Source organism: Streptomyces sp. CAI-85 (genome assembly GCF_013363615.1).
In the GTDB taxonomy this organism is placed as follows: domain Bacteria; phylum Actinomycetota; class Actinomycetes; order Streptomycetales; family Streptomycetaceae; genus Streptomyces; species Streptomyces antibioticus_B.
Genome location: NZ_JAANNX010000020.1, coordinates 16,723 through 35,693, shown reverse-complemented (window position 1 = coordinate 35,693; position 18,971 = coordinate 16,723). Strand labels below are relative to the sequence as shown.

At 69.5% G+C, this 18,971-nt stretch carries 15 protein-coding genes; 6 read left to right on the top strand and 9 right to left on the bottom strand.

What is annotated here, in order from left to right:
• Nucleotides 1-25: 25 nt before the first annotated feature.
• From G6W55_RS21870 to G6W55_RS21855, 4 genes are all read right to left on the bottom strand, one after another.
• Nucleotides 26-2,410, bottom strand: coding sequence for a hypothetical protein (locus tag G6W55_RS21870; protein ID WP_175522531.1), 2,385 nt, complete (start codon nt 2,408-2,410; stop codon nt 26-28).
• A 154-nt stretch (nt 2,411-2,564) separates the two neighbouring features.
• Entirely contained in the window at nt 2,565-2,975 is a 411-nt protein-coding gene (locus tag G6W55_RS21865) for a DUF6113 family protein (protein ID WP_175522530.1), read from the bottom strand.
• Nucleotides 2,975-3,874, bottom strand: coding sequence for an N-acetyl-1-D-myo-inositol-2-amino-2-deoxy-alpha-D-glucopyranoside deacetylase (gene mshB, locus G6W55_RS21860; protein WP_175522529.1), 900 nt, complete (start codon nt 3,872-3,874; stop codon nt 2,975-2,977). The genes G6W55_RS21865 and mshB overlap by 1 nt, the downstream gene beginning before the upstream one ends.
• 24 nt (nt 3,875-3,898) lie before the next feature.
• Nucleotides 3,899-4,093, bottom strand: coding sequence for a hypothetical protein (locus G6W55_RS21855; protein ID WP_030783885.1), 195 nt, complete (start codon nt 4,091-4,093; stop codon nt 3,899-3,901).
• Between the two features lie 178 nt (nt 4,094-4,271).
• Here G6W55_RS21855 and G6W55_RS21850 point away from each other — a divergent pair, with 178 nt between their 5' ends.
• A complete protein-coding gene (locus tag G6W55_RS21850; protein ID WP_175522528.1) occupies nt 4,272-6,389 on the top strand; it encodes a S9 family peptidase in 2,118 nt (705 codons plus the stop codon).
• Between the two features lie 157 nt (nt 6,390-6,546).
• On the opposite strand, the gene G6W55_RS21845 is transcribed toward G6W55_RS21850, so the two are convergent.
• The 5 genes from G6W55_RS21845 to G6W55_RS21825 are packed head-to-tail and all read right to left on the bottom strand — an operon-like array spanning nt 6,547 to nt 12,149.
• Nucleotides 6,547-7,596, bottom strand: a complete 1,050-nt coding sequence (locus G6W55_RS21845) for an ABC transporter ATP-binding protein (RefSeq protein WP_175522527.1) — start codon at nt 7,594-7,596, stop codon at nt 6,547-6,549.
• Entirely contained in the window at nt 7,589-8,563 is a 975-nt protein-coding gene (locus tag G6W55_RS21840; RefSeq protein ID WP_175522526.1) for an ABC transporter ATP-binding protein, read from the bottom strand. Before G6W55_RS21840 ends, G6W55_RS21845 begins: the two co-directional genes overlap by 8 nt.
• 7 nt (nt 8,564-8,570) lie before the next feature.
• A complete protein-coding gene (locus G6W55_RS21835; RefSeq protein WP_217687212.1) occupies nt 8,571-9,596 on the bottom strand; it encodes an ABC transporter permease in 1,026 nt (341 codons plus the stop codon).
• Complete coding sequence (locus G6W55_RS21830) at nt 9,589-10,512, bottom strand: ABC transporter permease (protein ID WP_175522525.1); 924 nt, start codon at nt 10,510-10,512, stop codon at nt 9,589-9,591. Before G6W55_RS21830 ends, G6W55_RS21835 begins: the two co-directional genes overlap by 8 nt.
• 5 nt (nt 10,513-10,517) lie before the next feature.
• Nucleotides 10,518-12,149: an ABC transporter substrate-binding protein gene (locus tag G6W55_RS21825; protein ID WP_175522524.1), complete on the bottom strand. Its 1,632-nt coding sequence runs from the start codon at nt 12,147-12,149 to the stop codon at nt 10,518-10,520.
• A gap of 515 nt (nt 12,150-12,664) precedes the next feature.
• Between G6W55_RS21825 and G6W55_RS21820 the strand changes: the two genes are divergently transcribed.
• The 5 genes from G6W55_RS21820 (at nt 12,665) to G6W55_RS21800 (ending at nt 18,832) form a co-directional block, all read left to right on the top strand.
• On the top strand, nt 12,665-13,693 hold the full coding sequence (locus G6W55_RS21820) for an ABC transporter permease (RefSeq protein ID WP_175522523.1): 1,029 nt from the start codon (nt 12,665-12,667) through the stop codon (nt 13,691-13,693).
• A gap of 84 nt (nt 13,694-13,777) precedes the next feature.
• Nucleotides 13,778-15,547: an ABC transporter substrate-binding protein gene (locus G6W55_RS21815; protein WP_175522522.1), complete on the top strand. Its 1,770-nt coding sequence runs from the start codon at nt 13,778-13,780 to the stop codon at nt 15,545-15,547.
• A 125-nt stretch (nt 15,548-15,672) separates the two neighbouring features.
• Entirely contained in the window at nt 15,673-16,653 is a 981-nt protein-coding gene (locus G6W55_RS21810; RefSeq protein ID WP_175522521.1) for an ABC transporter permease, read from the top strand.
• A 53-nt stretch (nt 16,654-16,706) separates the two neighbouring features.
• Nucleotides 16,707-17,744 carry an ABC transporter ATP-binding protein gene (locus G6W55_RS21805; RefSeq protein ID WP_175522520.1) on the top strand — a complete coding sequence of 346 codons (1,038 nt, stop codon included), beginning with the start codon at nt 16,707-16,709 and terminating at the stop codon, nt 17,742-17,744.
• A gap of 26 nt (nt 17,745-17,770) precedes the next feature.
• Nucleotides 17,771-18,832, top strand: a complete 1,062-nt coding sequence (locus G6W55_RS21800; protein ID WP_175522519.1) for an ABC transporter ATP-binding protein — start codon at nt 17,771-17,773, stop codon at nt 18,830-18,832.
• Nucleotides 18,833-18,971 lie beyond the last annotated feature (139 nt).

The window sequence follows — 18,971 nt, the reverse complement described above, 5'->3', positions numbered from 1 at the left end:
CATGTCATGCGGCACCGGGGGCGGGTCAGCTCGGGTCGGTGTCGATCGTCGCGGTGCGTTCGGCCGGGGTCTTGCCGAGGAGCGCGGGGCGCAGGGCGCCGATCACGTCCTCGACGGTCACGCCGGTCTTGGCGCCGGTGCCGCGGGTGATCAGTACGCCGTCGAAGGTGTCGCCGTACAGCTCGGTGAGGGCCTTCTTGTCGTAGGTCTCGACGAGCTTGCCGTCGACCCGCTGTACGCCCAGGAACTTCCACAGGGACTTCTGGGGGCTGAACGACACGCTCTGGCCGCTGGGCGCCCGCACGGTCACCAGGCCCGACATGGCGGGCTCGGCGAACTTCTTCATCATCCGGTCGACCTCGGCGTTGGAGATCGTCGGCTGCTTGGTGACGGTCGGGACCTTCACCGCGGTGCTGGTGCCCGTCTCGACCTGGGTGCGGTAGGCGGCCACGACGGACTCCTCGGCCCCGGCCGCGTCGACGCCCTGGCCGGGCTTGCCGTAGACGGCGACGGCCTTGCCCGCCTGGAAGGTGATGGTGCCGTCGTTGGACGATCCGGAGCCGCCCGCGGCGGACGTGAGGGCCGCCTGGAGCTTCTCCTCGTCGACCGGCATCTGCGGCTCGACCACCCGCTCCTGGCCGAAGAGCGTGCCGATCACGGAGACCGGGTTGTAGTCGCTCTTGGTGACGCCGTCGACGGTGGCCTGGATGTCGAACTGGAGGCCCGCCTGGTCCGGCTTGAGGCTGATGGTGTCCCCGCCGACGGACAGCTTCAGGGGCTGGTCGGCCCGCTTGTCGAAGGCGTCCTCCAGCGTCTTGACGGCCTCGTCGCGGGTGCTGCCGCCGATGTCGACGCCGAGCACGGTGGTGCCCTTGGGCACGTCGGAGTGGTTCATCAGCAGACCGGCGCCGTAGGCACCGATGCCGCCGACGACCAGCAGGGCGCCGACGAGGACCAGCTTGCTGCGGCCCTTCTTTTTCTTCTTGGCACCGGCGGTGGAGGTGCTCTGCGCGGCCGGTGCGGGCCGCTTCGGCGCGGTCTGCGCCGCGGGTCCGCCGCTGCCGGGGCCGCCCGGACCGGCCGGGCCGGCGGAGGGGACGACGGGGATGCCGCTGGTGACGGTGTGCCCGGAGACGTTGTCCGCCGGACGGGCGCCGTAGCCGCCGGCGCCGGGGGCCTGGAACTGGGGGGTGAGCTGCGCGGTGTCGTCGCTGAACCCGCTGCCGGGGCGCCGGGTGCCGGGGGCGGCACCGGGAGCCGCACCGGGGGCGGCACCGGGAGCCGCACCGGGGGCGGCGGCGCGCGGGCCACCGGGGGCGCCGGGCATGCCGTGGTCGCCGGGGGTCATCGGGGGCACGATCGGGCCGTCGCCGGTGACCGGGCCTCCGGTCGGTCCCGCGGGGCCCTGGGGGCCGCCCCGGCCGCGCGGACCGCCGGGCTGGTCGGGGCCGTTGAAGTCGTACGAGCTGCCGGGGCCGGCGAAGCCGTGCTGGTCGGCGGGGCCGCCCGGACCCGCGTAACCGTTCTGACCGCCTTGGCCGTTCTGCCCGTTGTGCCCGGCCTGGCCGTTCTGGCCGTTGCCGGTGAAGTACGGCAGTTCGTCGCGGCGGGGTTCGGCGGGGGCGCCGCTCCGGGCCGGACGGGTGCCGCCCTGGAGCGGGCCCGCGGCGAGCGCCTCGGTGACGTCGAAGGAGCCCGTGCCGCCGCCGTGTCCGGGGGCGACCGGACCGCCGGTGGCGCCGCCGGGCAGGCCCGCGCCGCCGTTGCCGCCGGGGCGGGGCCCTATGGCGCCGATCGGCCCGGTGGACGGACCGGGACCGGCGGTGCCGCCCGGCCGGCCCGCGCCGGGACGGGCGCCGGGAGCCGGGGCACCGGGCGCGGGAGCACCGGGGCCGGCGCCCGTGGGGCCGCCGGGCAGGGCGCCCGCGGCCGGACCGCCCGGCAGACCCGCGCCGTTCGTGCCGCCGCCCGGACCGCCCTTGGCCGGGCCGGACTTGCGCGGCGCGAACCAGTCGCTGGTCTTCTCCTCGGCGGCGGGCGCCGGAGCGGGCGCGGCCGCCGGGGCCGGTGCCGGGGCGACGGGCGCCTCGAAGGTCCCGGTGGTGTCCGCACCGGATCCCGGGGCGGCGGGCGTCTGCGGCGCGGCGGTGTCGGCGCCCGCGCCCTCGGTGTCCCCGACGGGCTTGCGCACGACGACCGGCGGAATGGGCCGCGAACCGGGGATGTTGATCCGGATCCGGGTCGTCAGCGTGGTCTCGGTCTTGCGTTCTTCCGGCGGGGCGGCCGAACGGCCCGCGTCCGCACCGGCGTCGGACACCACGGGGGTGCCGTACGGCGGCGTACCCGACGGGTATGCGGCTCCGCCGCGCCCGTTGGGCCCGGAGGACGGACTGTCAGTTTCACGACTCAAGGCAGGTTCTCCAGGTTGGCTCCGCCGCGCACCACGTCCTCACGGGCGAATCGGCGGCGCGCACCACCATACTGGCCACTTCTGGCGCGTATCCCGTGACCGTCGTGGAAACCCGCACCGGACCCGCACGGCCACGCCATGGCGAAGTGGTACGTCACTTCCCAAGTCGGACGTCGTCGCGCACCGGTTGCCGCACGGGCGCGAGGGTGGCGCAGATCACAGCGAGTGCCATGCCGCCGAGCAGGAAGAGATAGGAGCCGCCCGCGGCGCCGAAGAGGAAGTCCCCCTCGGGGCGGCCGGCGGTGAGCACGATGACGCCGACCATCCAGCCGGCGGCGGGCGCGACGGCCCCGCCCCGGCTGTCGAGCGCCCGGGCGCCGCCGAGGAACAGACCGGCCGCGCCGAGGAGTCCGAGCAGCAGTCCGCCGGGGAACCAGCCGGCCTGGACGAGCGCCCCGGCCAGTCCGGTGACGGCGCCGAGCAGGACGAGGACGACATAGGCGACGAGGCGTCCGGGGGACGGCATGCGCAGGGGCTGGGCGAGCATGGAGCCGCGGTCCGGCATCAGGCCACCTCCCCGGTCCCGGTGAAGGTCCCGGTGAAGGTCCCGGCGAACAGGTCGCTCTCCCTGTTCCGGCCCTCGCCGGGGGCGGGTTCGCCCCGGACGAGCTGGTAGTACTCGGTGGTGAAGAGGGGCTGCGCCAGTTCGTTGGAGAGCGCGAAGGCGTGCTCGCCGGGGGCGACGTCGATCTGGGTGGCGTGCGCACGCATGGCGGCGGCCTTGGCGGCGGCGTACGCGGTGCCGTCGATCTCGGTGGTGATCAGGGCGTCGTCGACCACACCGGGCACGTCGGCGACGGCGGCGCTCTTGGGGAAGGGCAGCGCGGGCAGTTCCTCGCGGAGCCGGTCGAAGGCGGCCTCGGCGACGGAGCGCGGGACGCGGTTGTAGTAGACCTTGGGGACCGTCCAGCCGGCGCGGGCGGCGTGCTCGACGGCACGCAGGGCGACGCGGTGGGCCTGGATGTGGTCGGGGTGGCCGTAGCCGCCGTTGTCGTCGTACGCCACGACGACCTGGGGGCGGATCTCCAGGATCACCTCGGCGAGCGTGGCGGCGGCCGTGTCGACGTCGGCCCGCCAGAAGCAGTCGGGGTCGTCGTTGTCGGCCAGCCCCATCATCCCGGAGTCGCCGTAGCGCCCCGCTCCGCCGAGGAGGCGGACGTCCTCGACGCCGAGTTCGGCCATGGCGGCGGTGAGTTCACGCAGGCGGTGTTCGCCCAGGGCGGCGCCGGTGAGATGGCGCAGCTCCGGCGGGATGACCTCGCCGCGCTCCCCGAGGGTGCAGGTGACCAGGGTCACATGGGCACCCTCGGCCGCATAGCGGGCCATGGTGGCGCCGTTGTTGATCGACTCGTCGTCCGGGTGCGCGTGCACCAGGAGCAGACGCCGGGCGGGCAGTTCCGTCATGCCCCAACCCTATTCCCCGGGGCGTCAGAACTTGATGCTGCCGATCATGCTGGCCACGCTGGTCGTCAGGTCGTTGATCGTGCCCGCCATCGTCGAGGAGGCGAGGTAGAAGCCGAGCAGGATGCAGACAACGGCGTGACCGCCCTTCAGTCCTGACTTCTTGATCAACAAGAAGACGATGATCGCCAGCAGCACCACCGCCGAAATCGAGAGTGCCACGGCGGCTCACCTCCAAGAACCCGGGAACGTGGGGGAAAACAGAACGAGGGACCCTGTACATCCGTACAACTGCCAGCAGGTTCATACCCACACAGCGCTAGTGATCATAACTATGAGTGCGTGCGCATCTCTCGGCGCACGGCCGCACAAGGGGGCGCATGGCCAATATGGTCGGGGGATGACGACCGAGTCCGACTCCTTCCCCCGCCGGCACGCGCGCACCCAGCGCTTCACGCTCGGCGCGCCGCGTTCGTTCACGGTGGCTCCCGACGGCTCCCGGGTCGCGTACCTGCGCTCGGCCTCCGGCACGGACCGCGCCAACTCCCTCTGGGTGCTGGACCCTTCGGACGGCACCGAGCATCTGGCCGCCGATCCGCACGCGCTGCTGGGCGGCGCCTCGGAGGATCTCTCGCCCGCCGAGCGGGCCCGCCGCGAGCGCAGCCGCGAGGGGAGCGCGGGGATCGTCGGATACGCCACCGACGACGCCGTGGAGCTGGCCTCTTTCGCCTTGTCAGGGCGGCTTTTCACGGCCGAGCTGCGGGCCGGTACCGCGCGGGCGCTGTCCGTGCCGGGGCCGGTGATCGACCCCCGGCCCTCCCCCGACGGGCGGCTCGTCGCGTATGTGTCGGGTGGCGCGCTGCGGGTCGTGGGCGCGGAGGGCGAGGACGACCGGGCGGTGGCCGAGCCGGAGTCGGAGTCGGTTTCCTATGGATTGGCCGAGTTCATCGCGGCCGAGGAGATGGGCCGTTCGCGGGGTCACTGGTGGTCGCCGGAGTCGGACCGGCTGCTGGTGGCGCGGGTGGACGACACGCCGGTGGAGCGGTGGTGGATCTCGGATCCGGCCCAGCCGAAACGTGACCCACAACACGTGCCGTATCCGGCTGCCGGGACGGCGAACGCGGAGGTCCGGCTGTTCGTCTTCGGCCTCGACGGGGTGCGCACCGAGGTCGTCTGGGACCGGGCCCGCTATCCGTACCTGGCGCGAGTGCACTGGTCAGGGGCGGGTGCGCCGCTGCTGCTCGTGCAGGCGCGCGATCAGCGCAGCCAGCTCTTTCTGGCCGTGGACGGCGACACCGGCGCGACCCGGATGGTGCACGCCGACGAAGATCCGATTTGGCTGGATCTTTTCCCTGGAGTGCCCTGCTGGAGCCCCTCGGGACGGCTCGTGCGGATCGCCGACGAGGGGGGCGCACGGGTCCTCGCGGTGGGTGAACGCCCTTTGACCGGCGCCCAGTTGCACGTTCGGGCGGTGCTCGACGTGACCTCGGACGACGTGCTGGTCTCGGCCTCGGCCGGGCAGGACGCGGAACGCCCGGAAATCGGCGAGGTGCATGTCTACCGGGTCAACGAACTGGGGGTCGAGCGCATCTCCCAGGAACCCGGCGTGCACACCGCGGTACGCGCCGGGGGCGTGACCGTCCTGGTCTCGGCGACACCGGACCGGCCGGGGAGCGTGGCGCGGGTGCTGCGGGACGGGAAGCCGGTGGCGACGGTCCGTTCCCATGCGGAAGATCCCGGTCTGTCCCCGCGCGTGACCCTCACCGAGGGGGGCGCACGACGGATCCCGTGCGCCGTGCTTATGCCTAGGGACTACCCCGGTGACACCTCGCTGCCCGTCCTGCTCGACCCCTACGGCGGCCCGCACGGCCCCCGGGTGCTCGCCGCGCACAACGCCCACCTCACCTCGCAGTGGTTCGCCGACCAGGGCTTCGCGGTGGTCGTCGCCGACGGCCGGGGCACCCCGGGCCGCTCCCCCGCCTGGGAGAAGGCGGTCCACCACGACTTCACGGTCAGCCTGGACGACCAGATCGAGGCGCTCCAGGACCTCGCGAAGACCCATCCGCTGGACCTGGGCCGGGTGGCGATCCGCGGCTGGTCGTACGGCGGCTGGCTGGCCGGTCTCGCGGTGCTGCGCCGCCCCGACGTCTTCCACGCGGGCATCGCGGGCGCCCCGGTGACCGACTGGCGGCTCTACGACACCCACTACACCGAGCGCTATCTCGGTGATCCCGGGGCGCTGCCGGAGGTGTACGCGAAGAGTTCGCTCGTCACCGACGAGGGCCTCTCGGCGCCGGCCGAGCCGCACCGGCCGCTGATGATCGTGCACGGGCTGGCCGACGACAACGTGGTGGTCGCGCACGCCCTGCGGCTGTCCTCGGCACTGCTGTCCGCCGGCCGCCCGCACGAGGTGCTGCCGCTGTCCGGCGTCACGCACATGACCCCGCAGGAACAGGTCGCGGAGAACCTGCTGCTGCTCCAGGTGGACTTCCTGAAGCGTTCTCTCGGGCTGACCTGACCCCGGTACGGGTAACGGGCCGGGACGACATGGCTGCGTCCCGGCCCGTTCACGGCACCCGCACGGCCGTACGCTGTTCAGAGTGGCCCGTCCGTATATCGGAACCGGGTCGGCCAAGTTGCCTGTGTGTTAACGCGGTTGATCCGTGTTTGGGTAGCTATTCCCGGCCTTCTTCAAGATCGTCCGGCGGTACCACCCGCTTCTCCTCGGCGAAGTGGCACGCCGAGTCGTGCGCCGCCGGTCCGCTGTCGAGCCGGAACTGCGCGGGGACCGCGAGCAACGGCACCTCCTGGGCGCACTTCTCCTGGGCCTTCCAGCAGCGGGTGCGGAAGCGGCAGCCGGAGGGGATGTTCGTCGGGGACGGGACGTCGCCGGAGAGGATGATCCGCTCCCGGTGCTCCCGTGCCTCCGGGTCCGGCACCGGGACCGCGGAGAGCAGCGCCTGGGTGTAGGGGTGGGTGGGATGGTCGTAGATCTCGGCGTCCCGGCCGATCTCCACGATCCGGCCGAGGTACATCACCCCGACCCGGTCGGAGATGTGCCGGACGATCGACAGGTCGTGCGCGATGAACAGGTACGACAGCTCGAACTCGGCCTGGAGCCGGTCGAGCAGGTTGATGACCTGGGCCTGCACGGAGACGTCCAGCGCCGAGACGGGTTCGTCGGCGACGATCACCTCGGGGCGCAGGGCGAGGCCGCGGGCGATGCCGATGCGCTGGCGCTGGCCGCCGGAGAACTGGTGCGGATAGCGGTTGAGGTACTCGGGGTTGAGCCCGACGACGTCCAGCAGCTCGCGGACCCGTTTGCGCCGGTCGCCCTTGGGGGCCACCTCGGGGTGGATCTCGTAGGGCTCGCCGATGATGTCGCCGACCGTCATCCGGGGGTTGAGGGAGGTGTACGGGTCCTGGAACACCATCTGGATGTTGCGGCGGACGGCGCGCAGGGCCCGGCCGGACAGTTTGGTGATGTCCTCGCCCTTGTAGCGGATCGTCCCCTGGGTCGGCCGTTCCAGATGGACCAGCATCTTGGCGACCGTGGACTTGCCGCAGCCGGACTCGCCCACAATGCCGAGGGTTTCACCGCGGCCGAGGGTGAAGTCGACGCCGTCGACGGCCTTCACCGATCCGACCTGCTTCTTGAAGAGGATGCCCTGGGTCAGCGGGTAGTGCTTGACCAGCCCGCTGACCTCCAGGATCGGCTCAGCCATGCAGGCACTCCCTCCAGAAGTGGCAGGCGCTCCTGCGTTCGTCGGAGACCTCGTACAGGGGCGGTACGTCCGTGCGGCAGACGTCCTGGGCCATCGGGCAGCGCGGGTTGAAGGCGCAGCCGGGCGGGATGTTCATGAGGTTGGGCGGCAGGCCCTTGATGGCGTACAGCTCCTGGCCCTTCTGGTCCAGGCGCGGGATGGACTCCAGCAGGCCGCGGGTGTACGGGTGGGCCGGCGCCTTGTAGATGTCGTGCACGGGCGCCGACTCCACGATCCGGCCCGCGTACATCACGGCGATCCGGTCGGCGACGTCGGCGACCACGCCGAGGTCGTGGGTGATGAGGATGAGCCCCATCCGGTACTCGCGCTGGAGTTCCGCGAGCAGGTCCATGACCTGGGCCTGGACGGTGACGTCGAGGGCGGTGGTGGGTTCGTCGGCGATGATCAGGGCCGGTTCCAGGGCCAGCGCCATGGCGATCATGATGCGCTGGCGCATGCCGCCGGAGAACTGGTGGGGGTAGTCCTTGACGCGGTCCTTGGCGGCCGGGATGCGGACGTGGTCCATCAGCTCCACGGCCTTGGCCCGCGCGTCCTTGCGGGACATGCCCCGGTGCACGGTGAACATCTCGCCGAGCTGCTCGCCGACGGAGAGCACCGGGTTGAGGGAGGACAGCGCGTCCTGGAAGATCATCGCCATCTCGGCGCCGCGGACCGTGCGCCGCTCGTCCTCCTTGAGCGTGAGCAGGTCGCGGCCCTTGAAGAGGATCTCGCCGCCGGCGATCCGGCCGGGCGGCATGTCGAGGATCCCCATGACGGCCTGCGCGGTGACGGACTTGCCGGAGCCGGACTCGCCGAGCACCGCGAGCGTCTCCCCCTCGTCGACGGCGTAGCTCACCCCGTTGACGGCCTTGGCGACGCCGTCCCGGGTGCGGAACTCCACGTGCAGATCGCGTACTTCGAGCAGCATCCGCTCATCACCTCAGCTTCGGGTCGAGGGCGTCGCGGACCGCGTCGCCGAGCATGATGAAGGCCAGGACGGTGACGGCGAGGGCGCCCGAGGGCCACAGCAGGGCGTGCGGGGCGTTCCGGACGTAGGGGGAGGCGGCGGAGATGTCGATGCCCCAGGAGACGCTGGGCGGCTTGAGGCCGACGCCGAGGTAGGACAGGGTCGCTTCCAGGGCGATGTAGGTGCCGAGCGCGATGGTCGCCACGACGATCACCGGGGCGACGGCGTTCGGGGCGATGTGCCGCAGCAGGATGCGGGAGTTGGGGGCGCCGAGGGCGCGGGCGGCCTGGACGTAGTCGTTCTGCTTGGCGGTGATGACCGAACCGCGGGCGATACGGGAGATCTGCGGCCAGCCGAGCAGCACCATGAACCCGATGACGGGCCAGATGGTGTTGCTGGTGACCACCGAGAGCAGGACCAGACCGCCGAGGACGACGGGGATGGCGAAGAAGATGTCGGTGATCCGGGACAGGATCGAGTCCCCGACGCCGCCGAAGAAGCCCGCCAGCCCGCCGAGCACACTGCCCAGCAGGGCCACGCCGACGGTGGAGCAGACGCCGACGGCGACGGAGGTGCGGGCGCCGTAGACGGTCCGGGTGTAGACGTCGCAGCCCTGGCCGTCGAAGCCGAAGGGGTGGCCGGGCTGGGAGCCCTCCTGGGCCTTGGCGAGGTCGCACTTGAGGGGGCTCATCCAGGTGATGGCCCCGGGCCACAGGGAGATGAAGACCAGGAACAGGATGATCAGCCCGGAGATGATGAAGACCGGGTTGCGGCGCAGATCGCGCCAGGCGTCGGACCACAGGGAGCGGGGCTTCTCCGCCGGGCCGGTGCCCTGGGGTTCGTCGGTGGAGTTCTCCAGCGTCTCGCCCTCGGCCGTGGCCAGGTCCATCGCGCCGCCGGCGCCGGTGTCGGCGATGACGCCCTCCTCCGGGGTGCGGGCCGTGCCGGGCACGTGCGGCCGCTTGTCAGGCGGCTCCGGGGTCGGCTCAGGCATAGCGGATCCTCGGGTCGAGTACGGCGTAGAGAAGGTCGACCAGCAGGTTCGCGACCAGGAAGACCAGCACGAGGACGGTCACGAAGCCGACCACCGTCTGGGTGTTCTGGCGCAGGATGCCCTGGTAGAGCTGGTAGCCGACCCCGTGGATGTTGAAGATGCGCTCGGTGACGATCGCACCGCCCATCAGGGCGCCGATGTCGGTTCCGATGAAGGTGACCACCGGGATGAGGGAGTTGCGCAGCAGATGCCGGGTGACGACCCGCCGGTGCGGCAGGCCCTTGGCGACGGCGGTACGGACGTAGTCGGAGCGCTTGTTCTCGGCGATGGAGGTCCGGGTCAGCCGGGTGACGTAGGCGAGGGAGACCGAGGCCAGCACCAGGCCCGGCACGATCAGCTCGCCGAAGGTGGCCTCGGTGGAGACCGAGGGTTTGATCCATCCCCACTCGACGCCGAGCAGCAGTTGGAGCAGCAGACCGGTGACGAAGGTGGGGACGGAGATCACCACGAGGGTGAGCAGCAGGACGCCGGTGTCGACGGGGTGGCCCCGGCGCAGTCCGGTGACCACGCCGAGGGTGACGCCGATGACGATCTCGAAGAGGATGGCGACGATCGTCAGCCTGATGGTGACGGGGAACGAGGTCGACATCAGCTCGGTGACCGGCTGGCCGTTGAACGCCGTACCGAAGTCTCCGGTGAAGACGTTCCCCATGTAGGTCAGGTACTGCTGCCAGACGGGCTTGTCGAGGCCGAACTCCTTTTCGAGCTGGGCCGCGGTCGCCGGGTCGCACTCCCGGTCGCCGCAGAGTCCCGCGATGGGGTCGCCCATCACGTTCACCATCAGGAAGATCAGCAGCGTGGCCCCGATGAACACCGGGATCATCTGGAGCAGCCGCCGGATCACATACCGCCCCATCGCGGTCAGCTCACCTTGATCTCGTTGTAGACCGGGACGGAGAACGGGTTGAGCTTGACGTTGGAGAGGCGCTCGGAGTAGCCGGCGCTGCCGTTCTGGTACCAGAGCGGGATGGCGGCCATGTTGTCGCGGACGACGCCCTCGGCCTCCTTGAAGGTGTCGACGGCCTTGGCGGTGTCGGTCTCGGCGTTGGCCTGGTCGACGAGGCCGTCGAACTCCTTGTCGGACCACTTGCCGTCGTTGGAGGAGGCGTTGGTGTAGTAGAGCGGCTGGAGGAAGTTCTGGATGAGCGGGTAGTCCATCTGCCAGCCGGCCCGGAAGGGGCCGCTCATCTTGCGGTCGCTGATCTGCGAGCGGAAGTCGGCGAAGGTGCCGACGGGGTTGCCGACGCACGCCGTCTCGTTGTCGAGGGCGTTGTTGATGGAGTTGCAGACCGCGTCGACCCACTGCTTGTGCGAGCCGGTGTCCGCGTTGTACGTGATCTTGACCTGGCCGCCGGGGAGTCCGCCGCCCTCCTCGATGAGCTTCTTGGCCTCGGCCGGGTCGTACTCGCAGGCGTCCCCGCAGAAGCCCTCCTCGAAGCCGCCCTCCTCGCCGAGCACGGGGGAGGTCCAGTCGCTGGCGGGGGTGCGGGTGTCCTGGAAGATCGTCTTGGTGATCTGGTCGCGGTCGATGGCCCGGGAGAGGCCGGTGCGGACCTTGTCCGAGCCGCTCTTGTTCCAGTTCGGGTCGTAGAACGGGAAGGCCAGGGTCTGGATGATGCCGGCGGGGGTGTTGAGGTAGCGGTCGCCGAGGTCGTTCTTGACGTTCTTGAGCTGGGCGGCGGGCACGTCGTCGACCAGGTCGAGGTTGCCGGCCAGCAGGTCGGTGTAGGCGGTGTTGTTGTCGGTGTAGACCTTGAGGGTCACCCCGCCGTTCTCGGCCTTGTCCTCACCGGGGTAGTCGTCCCACTTCTTCAGCACCATCTGCGAGCCCTTGGTGTAGGAGTCGATGGTGTACGGCCCGTTGCCGATCGGCTTCTTCAGCCAGCCCGCGTGGTCGGAGAAGAAGCTCTGCGGCAGCGGTGCGAAGGCGGGGTAGCCGAGGGTGTCGGGGAACGTCGAGAACTTCTGCTTGAGCTTGACGGTGAAGGTCATCTCGTCGGTGACCTTCAGCCCGGAGAGGGTGCCGGCGCTCGGGGCGCTGCCGTCGTCCGGGTGGACCTTGCTGTAGCCGTCGATGTACTCGAAGAAGTACGCGTTCTTCTGGTTGTTCTTCAGGTCGGCGCCGTAGTTCCAGGCGTCGACGAAGGACTTGGCGGTCACCTTCTCGCCGTTGCTGAAGGTCCAGCCGTCCTTCACGGTGATCGTGAAGTTCTGGGAGTCGGTGGTCTCGATCTTCTCGGCGAGCCAGTCCTCGGCGGCACCGGTCTCCGGGTTGTACCGCTTGAGGCTGCGGAAGATCATGTCGAGCACCTTGCCGCCCTGCACCTCGTTGGTGTTGGCGGGCTCCAGCGGGTTCTGCGGGTCGCCCCAGGAGGAGCTGAGCGTGGCGCCGCTGTCACCGCCGCCGTTGTCGCTCCCGCCCCCGCAGGCCGTCGCCACGAGGGCGACCGCCGCCGCGCATGCGGCCCACTTGGCGTGCGTGGCTCCACGCATGGATGCCTCCTCTTGCTTGCTCTACCTGAGCGCCGTGCGTCCGGACCGAGTGCATTGATCCTTTATCGGTCCATAGCAACGCAATTCCCCCCATCGCGCATGCGCACCGCACCCGTTCGATGACCGGCTCGAGACGCGACCGGCTCCGGAAGGGTCGAAAAGGATCTTCTTCGCAGGTCACAATGGATCTTGGGAGCCGGACGCAAGGAACTGCCGGCATCTCACACGGAACCGTCGAATCGCGACCACCTGGTGTACGCAATCCGATACCACGGCGCCCGCATATCGGACGCGTTGTCCGAGTATTCACAATTCATCCGAGTTCGGACACGGAACGATTACGGCGCGCTACCCGCGTAGCTACGATTCAGTCAAGAAAAGGCAAAAAAAGTAAAGAGAAGACCAAGGCGAACCAGAATTTATTGACCTTGAACGAATTGCGTTGAAAAAGTCCCGCGTAGCCCGTAGGGGAGTGCCCTGCGGAGTCATCAGACCCTCCCTGGGCCAGGAGCACCATGACCCCCCCAACTCCATCAGCGGCTGCCCCGCTCGAGGTGACCGACGAGAGCGTCGAGAAGTCGACCACTTCTGACGCCCCGAAGGCCAACGAGAGCCGCTCGCCCGGGCAGCTCGCCTGGCGCCGGTTCAAGCGGGACCGCACAGGCGTCATATCGGCGTTCATCGTGATCGCGTTCTTCGTGGTCGCGCTGGCCGCGCCATTGATCGCCAAGGTGTACGGCAAGGACCCCTACACCACCTACGGGCTGAACACGCCGGGCCTGCTCGGCGACAACAGCTTCCCCACCGGCCCCAACGGCGGCATGAGCAGCGAGTACTGGTTCGGCATCGACCCGCAGCTCGGCCGCGACGTCTTCACCTTCCTGCTCTACGCGATCCGCAACTCGCTGATGATCGCCACCGCCATCACGGTCCTCATCATCATCTTCGGCGTGGTGATCGGTGTGACCGCCGGCTACATCGGCGGCAAGACGGACTGGCTCCTCGGCCGTGTCATCGACATCCTGCTGGCGTTCCCGTCACAGCTCTTCTTCGTGGCCTTCACCCCGGTGGTCATCGCCCTCTTCGTGGCCCCCGAGGAGAACACACCGGTCTGGCTGACGGTCGTCTGCCTCATCGGCCTGCTCACCGCCTTCGGCTGGGCGTCCATCGCCCGACTGCTGCGCGGCCAGGTACTCGCCCTGCGCGAGCGTGAGTTCGTCGAGGCCGCGAAGGTCACCGGCGCCTCTCCGGCACGCATCATCTTCAAGGAGCTGCTGCCGAACCTGTGGACGCCGATCCTCATCCAGGCGACCCTCGCCCTCCCCCTGATGGTCACCACGGAGGCCGGTCTCGCCTTCCTCGGCGTGGGCCTCCAGGACCCGACCCCCGACTGGGGCGTCATGATCGGCTACGCCGCCCAGTTCTACCAGGACGACATCACCTTCCTGCTCTTCCCGGGCGTCACGATGGTGATCTTCGTCCTGGCGTTCAACCTGCTCGGTGACTCGGTACGCGACGCGCTCGACCCGAAGACCAAGCGCTGACTCCGGCCCTTTCAGCACAACGGCAAAGGCGCCGGGCGCCGGAACCCCTCCTCTCACTCAACTCACTTCCCTAGGCAGGATGCGATGTCCTTTTCGCGCAGAAACTTCCTGATAGCCACCGGTGTGGCCGTCGCGGCCGGCTCCGTGCTGACCGCGTGCAGCAGCGGTGACTCCAGCAGTGGCACCGGCGGTGGGGTCGGCAAGCAGGAAGCCGCCAAGGCCAACGCGACCGAGATCAAGATCGGCACTGCCGAGGACTCCAAGGGTCCGGCCCCCGAGGTCTCCGGCGCGAAGAAGGGCGGCAAGGTCTTCCTTCTGAACGACGACGACTTCTCGCACCTCGACCCGCAGCGCATCTACTACGCCTGGAACTCGCTGGCCGCGGTGGTCCTGTCCCGCACCCTCACCGGCTACAAGATCGGCGAGGACGGCTCGATGACCCTCGTCGGCGACCTCGCCACCGATGTCGGCACGATGAAGGACGGCGGCAAGACCTGGTCCTTCACGCTGAAGGACGGCGTCAAGTGGGAGGACGGCTCCGACGTCACCGTCGACGACGTCCGCCACGGCTTCGAGCGCGGCTTCGCCAGCTTCATCACCGAGGGCGCGTCCTACGCCCAGATGTGGCTGAGCGGTTCCGCCGACTTCCGCAAGTCGTACTCCGGCCCGTACAGCGGCAAGCACCTGAAGTCGATCGAGATCAGCGGCAAGACGATCACGTTCCGCCTCTCCGAGGCCCGTCCGGACTTCAACTACGTCGTCGCGATGCACTCCTACGCGCCGACCCCGGTGAAGAAGGACACCAAGCAGAACTACGACAAGAAGCCGGTGTCGAACGGCCCCTACAAGATCAAGACCCACGTCACCGACAAGTCGATGGTCCTGGTCCGCAACGAGCACTGGGACGCCGCGACCGACCCGATCCGCAACGCCTACCCGGACGAGTTCGACTTCACCTTCGGCATCGAGGCGCTCACCGCGGCCGACCGTCTGCTCGCCGACTCCGGCAACGACCAGTTCGCCGTCTCGTGGCGCACCATCCCGGTCGAGCGCGTCGCCAAGGCCACCGCGCAGGCCAAGGACCGTGTCTTCTCCGACCTGGGCAGCGGCACCAGCGTCTACTGGATCAACACCACCCGGGTGACCGACAAGGCCGTCCGCGAAGCGATCATCCGCGCCTGGCCGACCGCCAGCATCCGTCAGCTCCAGGGCGGCGCCAACCGCGGTGACTACGCGACCGGCATCATGAGCCCGCTCGTCGCCGGCTACGAGTCGCAGGACGTCTGGGGCAAGCTGGCCAAGCCGGCCGGTGACCCGGCCGCGGCGAAGAAGGTCCTGGAGAAGGCCGGCAAGACCGGCACCAAGGTCGTCTACGCGTACATGAACGACCCGACGAACGCCAAGGTCAAGGTCGTCGTCGAGAACGCCCTGAAGGCGGCCGGCTTCGAGGTCGTCACCAAGCCGATCGACTCCACGACCTGGTACGACCAGATCGGCAAGCTCGACAACCCGTTCGACATCTACTGGGGCGGCTGGGGCGCCGACTGGCCGACCGGTTACTCGGTCTTCCAGCCGCTGTTCGACAGCGCCAACGTCACGGACCAGGGCACCAACTACGCGCACCTGAAGGACCCGGCCGTGGACGCCGCCATCAAGGCCGCCACCGCCGAGCCCGACCAGGAGAAGGCCAACAAGATGTGGGCCGCCCTGGACAAGCAGGTCACCGAGACCGGCGCCTTCATCCCCGACGTGTACATGAAGCGCATCTACCTGCACGGCTCCAAGCTCGGCAACGTGAAGATGGACCCGAACTTCGACGGCTGCATGCTCTACAAGCTGTACGTCAAGTCCTGATCCAGCACTGAGCGGTGGGGGCGGCCGACCGGCCGTCCCCACCCTCGGCTCTCGTCCTCCGGGCCTCCGGTCACCCCGGCCCGGCCCGTTCCGCACGACGGCCCTCCCAGGAAAGCCACTCCCCCATGCTTCGCTTCCTCGCCCGCCGGTTCCTCGGCGCCGTGATCACGCTGTTGATCATCAGCGCGGTCACGTTCATGCTCTTCTACGCCGTGCCGCGCGACCCGGCCCGGATCGCCTGCGGCAAGGTCTGCACGCCGGAGACGCTGGAGCTCATCCGCCACAACATGGGGATCTCGGACCCGCTGCCGACGCAGTACTGGCACTGGCTCTCGGGCATCTTCCTGGGCCGCGAGTACCCCGGCTTCGGCTCCTGCGACGCGCCCTGCCTGGGATACTCCTTCGTCAACCGCGAGCCCGTGCTCGCGACGGTGATGGACCGCTTCCCGACCACGTTCTCCCTGGCCATCGGCGCCGCGGTGGTCTTCCTCATCTTCGGCGTCGGCATGGGCATGCTGGCCGCCGTCAAGCAGGGCAGGGCGACCGACAAGATCGCCTCCAGCGCCTCGCTGGTCGCCTCGTCGATGCAGATCTACTTCGTGGGCACCCTGGCCCTGTACTTCTTCGTCTACCAGTGGCAGCTCCTCGAACAGCCCTCGTACACGAAGTTCAGCGACAACCCGGCCGCCTGGTTCAGCGGGCTGCTCCTCCCGTGGCTGGTGCTCGCCCTGATCTTCACCGCGAACTACACGCGTATGACGCGCTCCCAGATGGTCGAGACGCTCAGCGAGGACTACGTCCGTACCGCCCGGGCCAAGGGTCTCTCCAAGCGCACCGTCTTCTTCCGCTTCGCCTGGCGCGGCGCGCTCGGGCCGATCGTCACCATCTTCGGCATCGACCTGGGCGTCCTGCTCGGCGGCGCGATGATCACCGAGAAGACCTTCAGCATCCAGGGCATCGGCATGCTCGCCGTGAAGTCGGTCTCCACGAACGACCTGCCCATGCTTCTCGGTGTCATGGTCCTCACCGCGTCCTTCGTGGTGGTCGCCAACATCATCGTGGACGCCTGCTACGCGCTGATCGACCCGCGCATCCGGCTCGCCTGACCTCACCCGCCCTCGCCGCCCACCCCCGCATGACCCCCCTCTGGAGCGTCCCCGTGACGAGCACCGAACAGCAGCCCTTCCTGTCCGTCAAGGACCTGAAGGTGCACTTCTCGACCGAGGACGGCACCGTCAAGGCCGTCGACGGCCTCTCCTTCGACCTCGTACGCGGCAAGACGCTGGGCATCGTGGGTGAGTCGGGATCCGGCAAGTCGGTCACCAACCTGACCATCCTGGGTCTGCACAACCCGGACAGCACCAAGGTCGAGGGATCCATCGTCCTCGACGGCCAGGAGCTGAACGGGGCCCCGGAACGCACCCTGGAGAAGCTCCGCGGCAACAAGATGTCGATGATCTTCCAGGACGCGCTGGCCTCGCTCTCGCCGTACCACACCATCGGCCGGCAGATCGGCGAGACGTACCGCAAGCACACGGGCTGCTCCAAGAAGGAGGCCCGGGACCGGGCCGTCGAGATGCTGCGCCGGGTCGGGATCCCGCAGCCGGAGACCCGGGTGGACGACTACCCGCACCAGTTCTCCGGCGGTATGCGCCAGCGCGCGATGATCGCGATGGCGCTGGTCTGCGACCCGGAGCTGCTGATCGCCGACGAGCCGACCACCGCGCTCGACGTGACCGTGCAGGCGCAGATCATGGACCTGCTCAAGGATCTTCAGCGGGAGTTCGGCACCGCGATCATCTTCATCACCCACGACCTGGGCGTGATCGCCGACATCGCCGACGACGTCCTGGTGATGTACGGCGGCCGGTGTGTGGAGCGCGGCACCAAGCGCGAGGTCCTCAAGACTCCTCAGCACCCCTACACGGTGGGTCTGCTCAGCTCGATGCCGAGCCTGGACCACCCGGTGGACGTGCCGCTCAACCCGATCCCGGGGTCGCCGCCCTCCCTGCTGAACCCGCCGTCGGGCTGCCGTTTCCACCCCCGGTGCACCTTCGCCGAGAAGGTCGAGGGCGGCCTGTGCGCCAAGGAGCAGCCACTCCTGGAAGTTCTGGACGGACGTGGCTCCGCCTGCCACCTGACCGCCGACCAGCGCGGTGAGTACTTCTCCGACCTCGCCGGCAGCGCGGCGAACTGACGTACAAGAGACGGGATTTCACAACCATGAGCAGCACCACTCCCCTCCTGGACGTCTCCGGGCTCACCAAACACTTCCCGATCAAGGGCGGCTTCCCGATCCGGCGCACGGTCGGTGCCGTGCAGGCGGTCGACGGGCTGGACTTCCAGGTCAACGAGGGCGAGGCCCTCGGTCTGGTCGGCGAGTCCGGCTGCGGCAAGTCGACCACGGGCCGTCTGATCACCCGGCTCCTGGAGCCCACCGGCGGACGGATCGCCTACCGCGGCAAGGACATCACCCACGCCAACCGCAAGCAGCTCGCGCCGGTCCGCTCCGAGATCCAAATGATCTTCCAGGACCCGTACGCGTCGCTGAACCCCCGACAGACCGTCGGCAAGATCATCTCCGGTCCGATGGAGATCAACGGCATCAACCCGGCGGGCGGCCACGAGAAGCGGGTGCGTGAGCTGCTGGAGATCGTGGGTCTCAACCCCGAGCACTACAACCGCTTCCCCCACGAGTTCTCCGGCGGCCAGCGCCAGCGCATCGGCGTGGCACGGGCGCTGGCCCTGGAACCCAAGCTCATCGTGGCCGACGAGCCCGTCTCCGCGCTCGACGTCTCCATCCAGGCCCAGGTCGTCAACCTGCTCCAGCAGGTACAGCGCGACCTCGGCATCGCGTTCGTCTTCATCGCCCACGACCTGGCCGTCGTACGACACTTCTCGCAGCGCGTCGCGGTCATGTACCTCGGCAAGATCGTCGAGATCGCCGACCGCGACGACCTGTACGGCAACCCGCGCCACCCGTACACGCGGGCGCTGCTGTCGGCCGTGCCCGAGGCCACCGTGGAGGACGAGGGCACCCCGTCCCGCGAGCGGATCCGGCTGGTCGGCGACGTGCCCTCGCCCATCAACCCGCCCACCGGCTGCCGGTTCCGCACCCGCTGCTGGAAGGCGACGGAGAAATGCGCGACCGAGGCACCCCCGCTGGTCCAGGTCGACGGCAACAAGCCCGGCCACCTGACCGCGTGCCACTACCCGGAGACGACGGACGCCAAGGTCACGGTGCCGGCCCCGCGTCTGGCGAAGGACCCCGAGACGGCGGCCTGACACACACGCCTTCACCGTCGGTCCTCGGCCTCAGCGACGTGATGTCGCCGTCGCCGAGGACCGACGACGTGTGAGTGCTGCGCCCGGTTCGACGCCGGTGCAGGGCCCGGTACGACACCGGCACCCAGCGGGTGCGGGG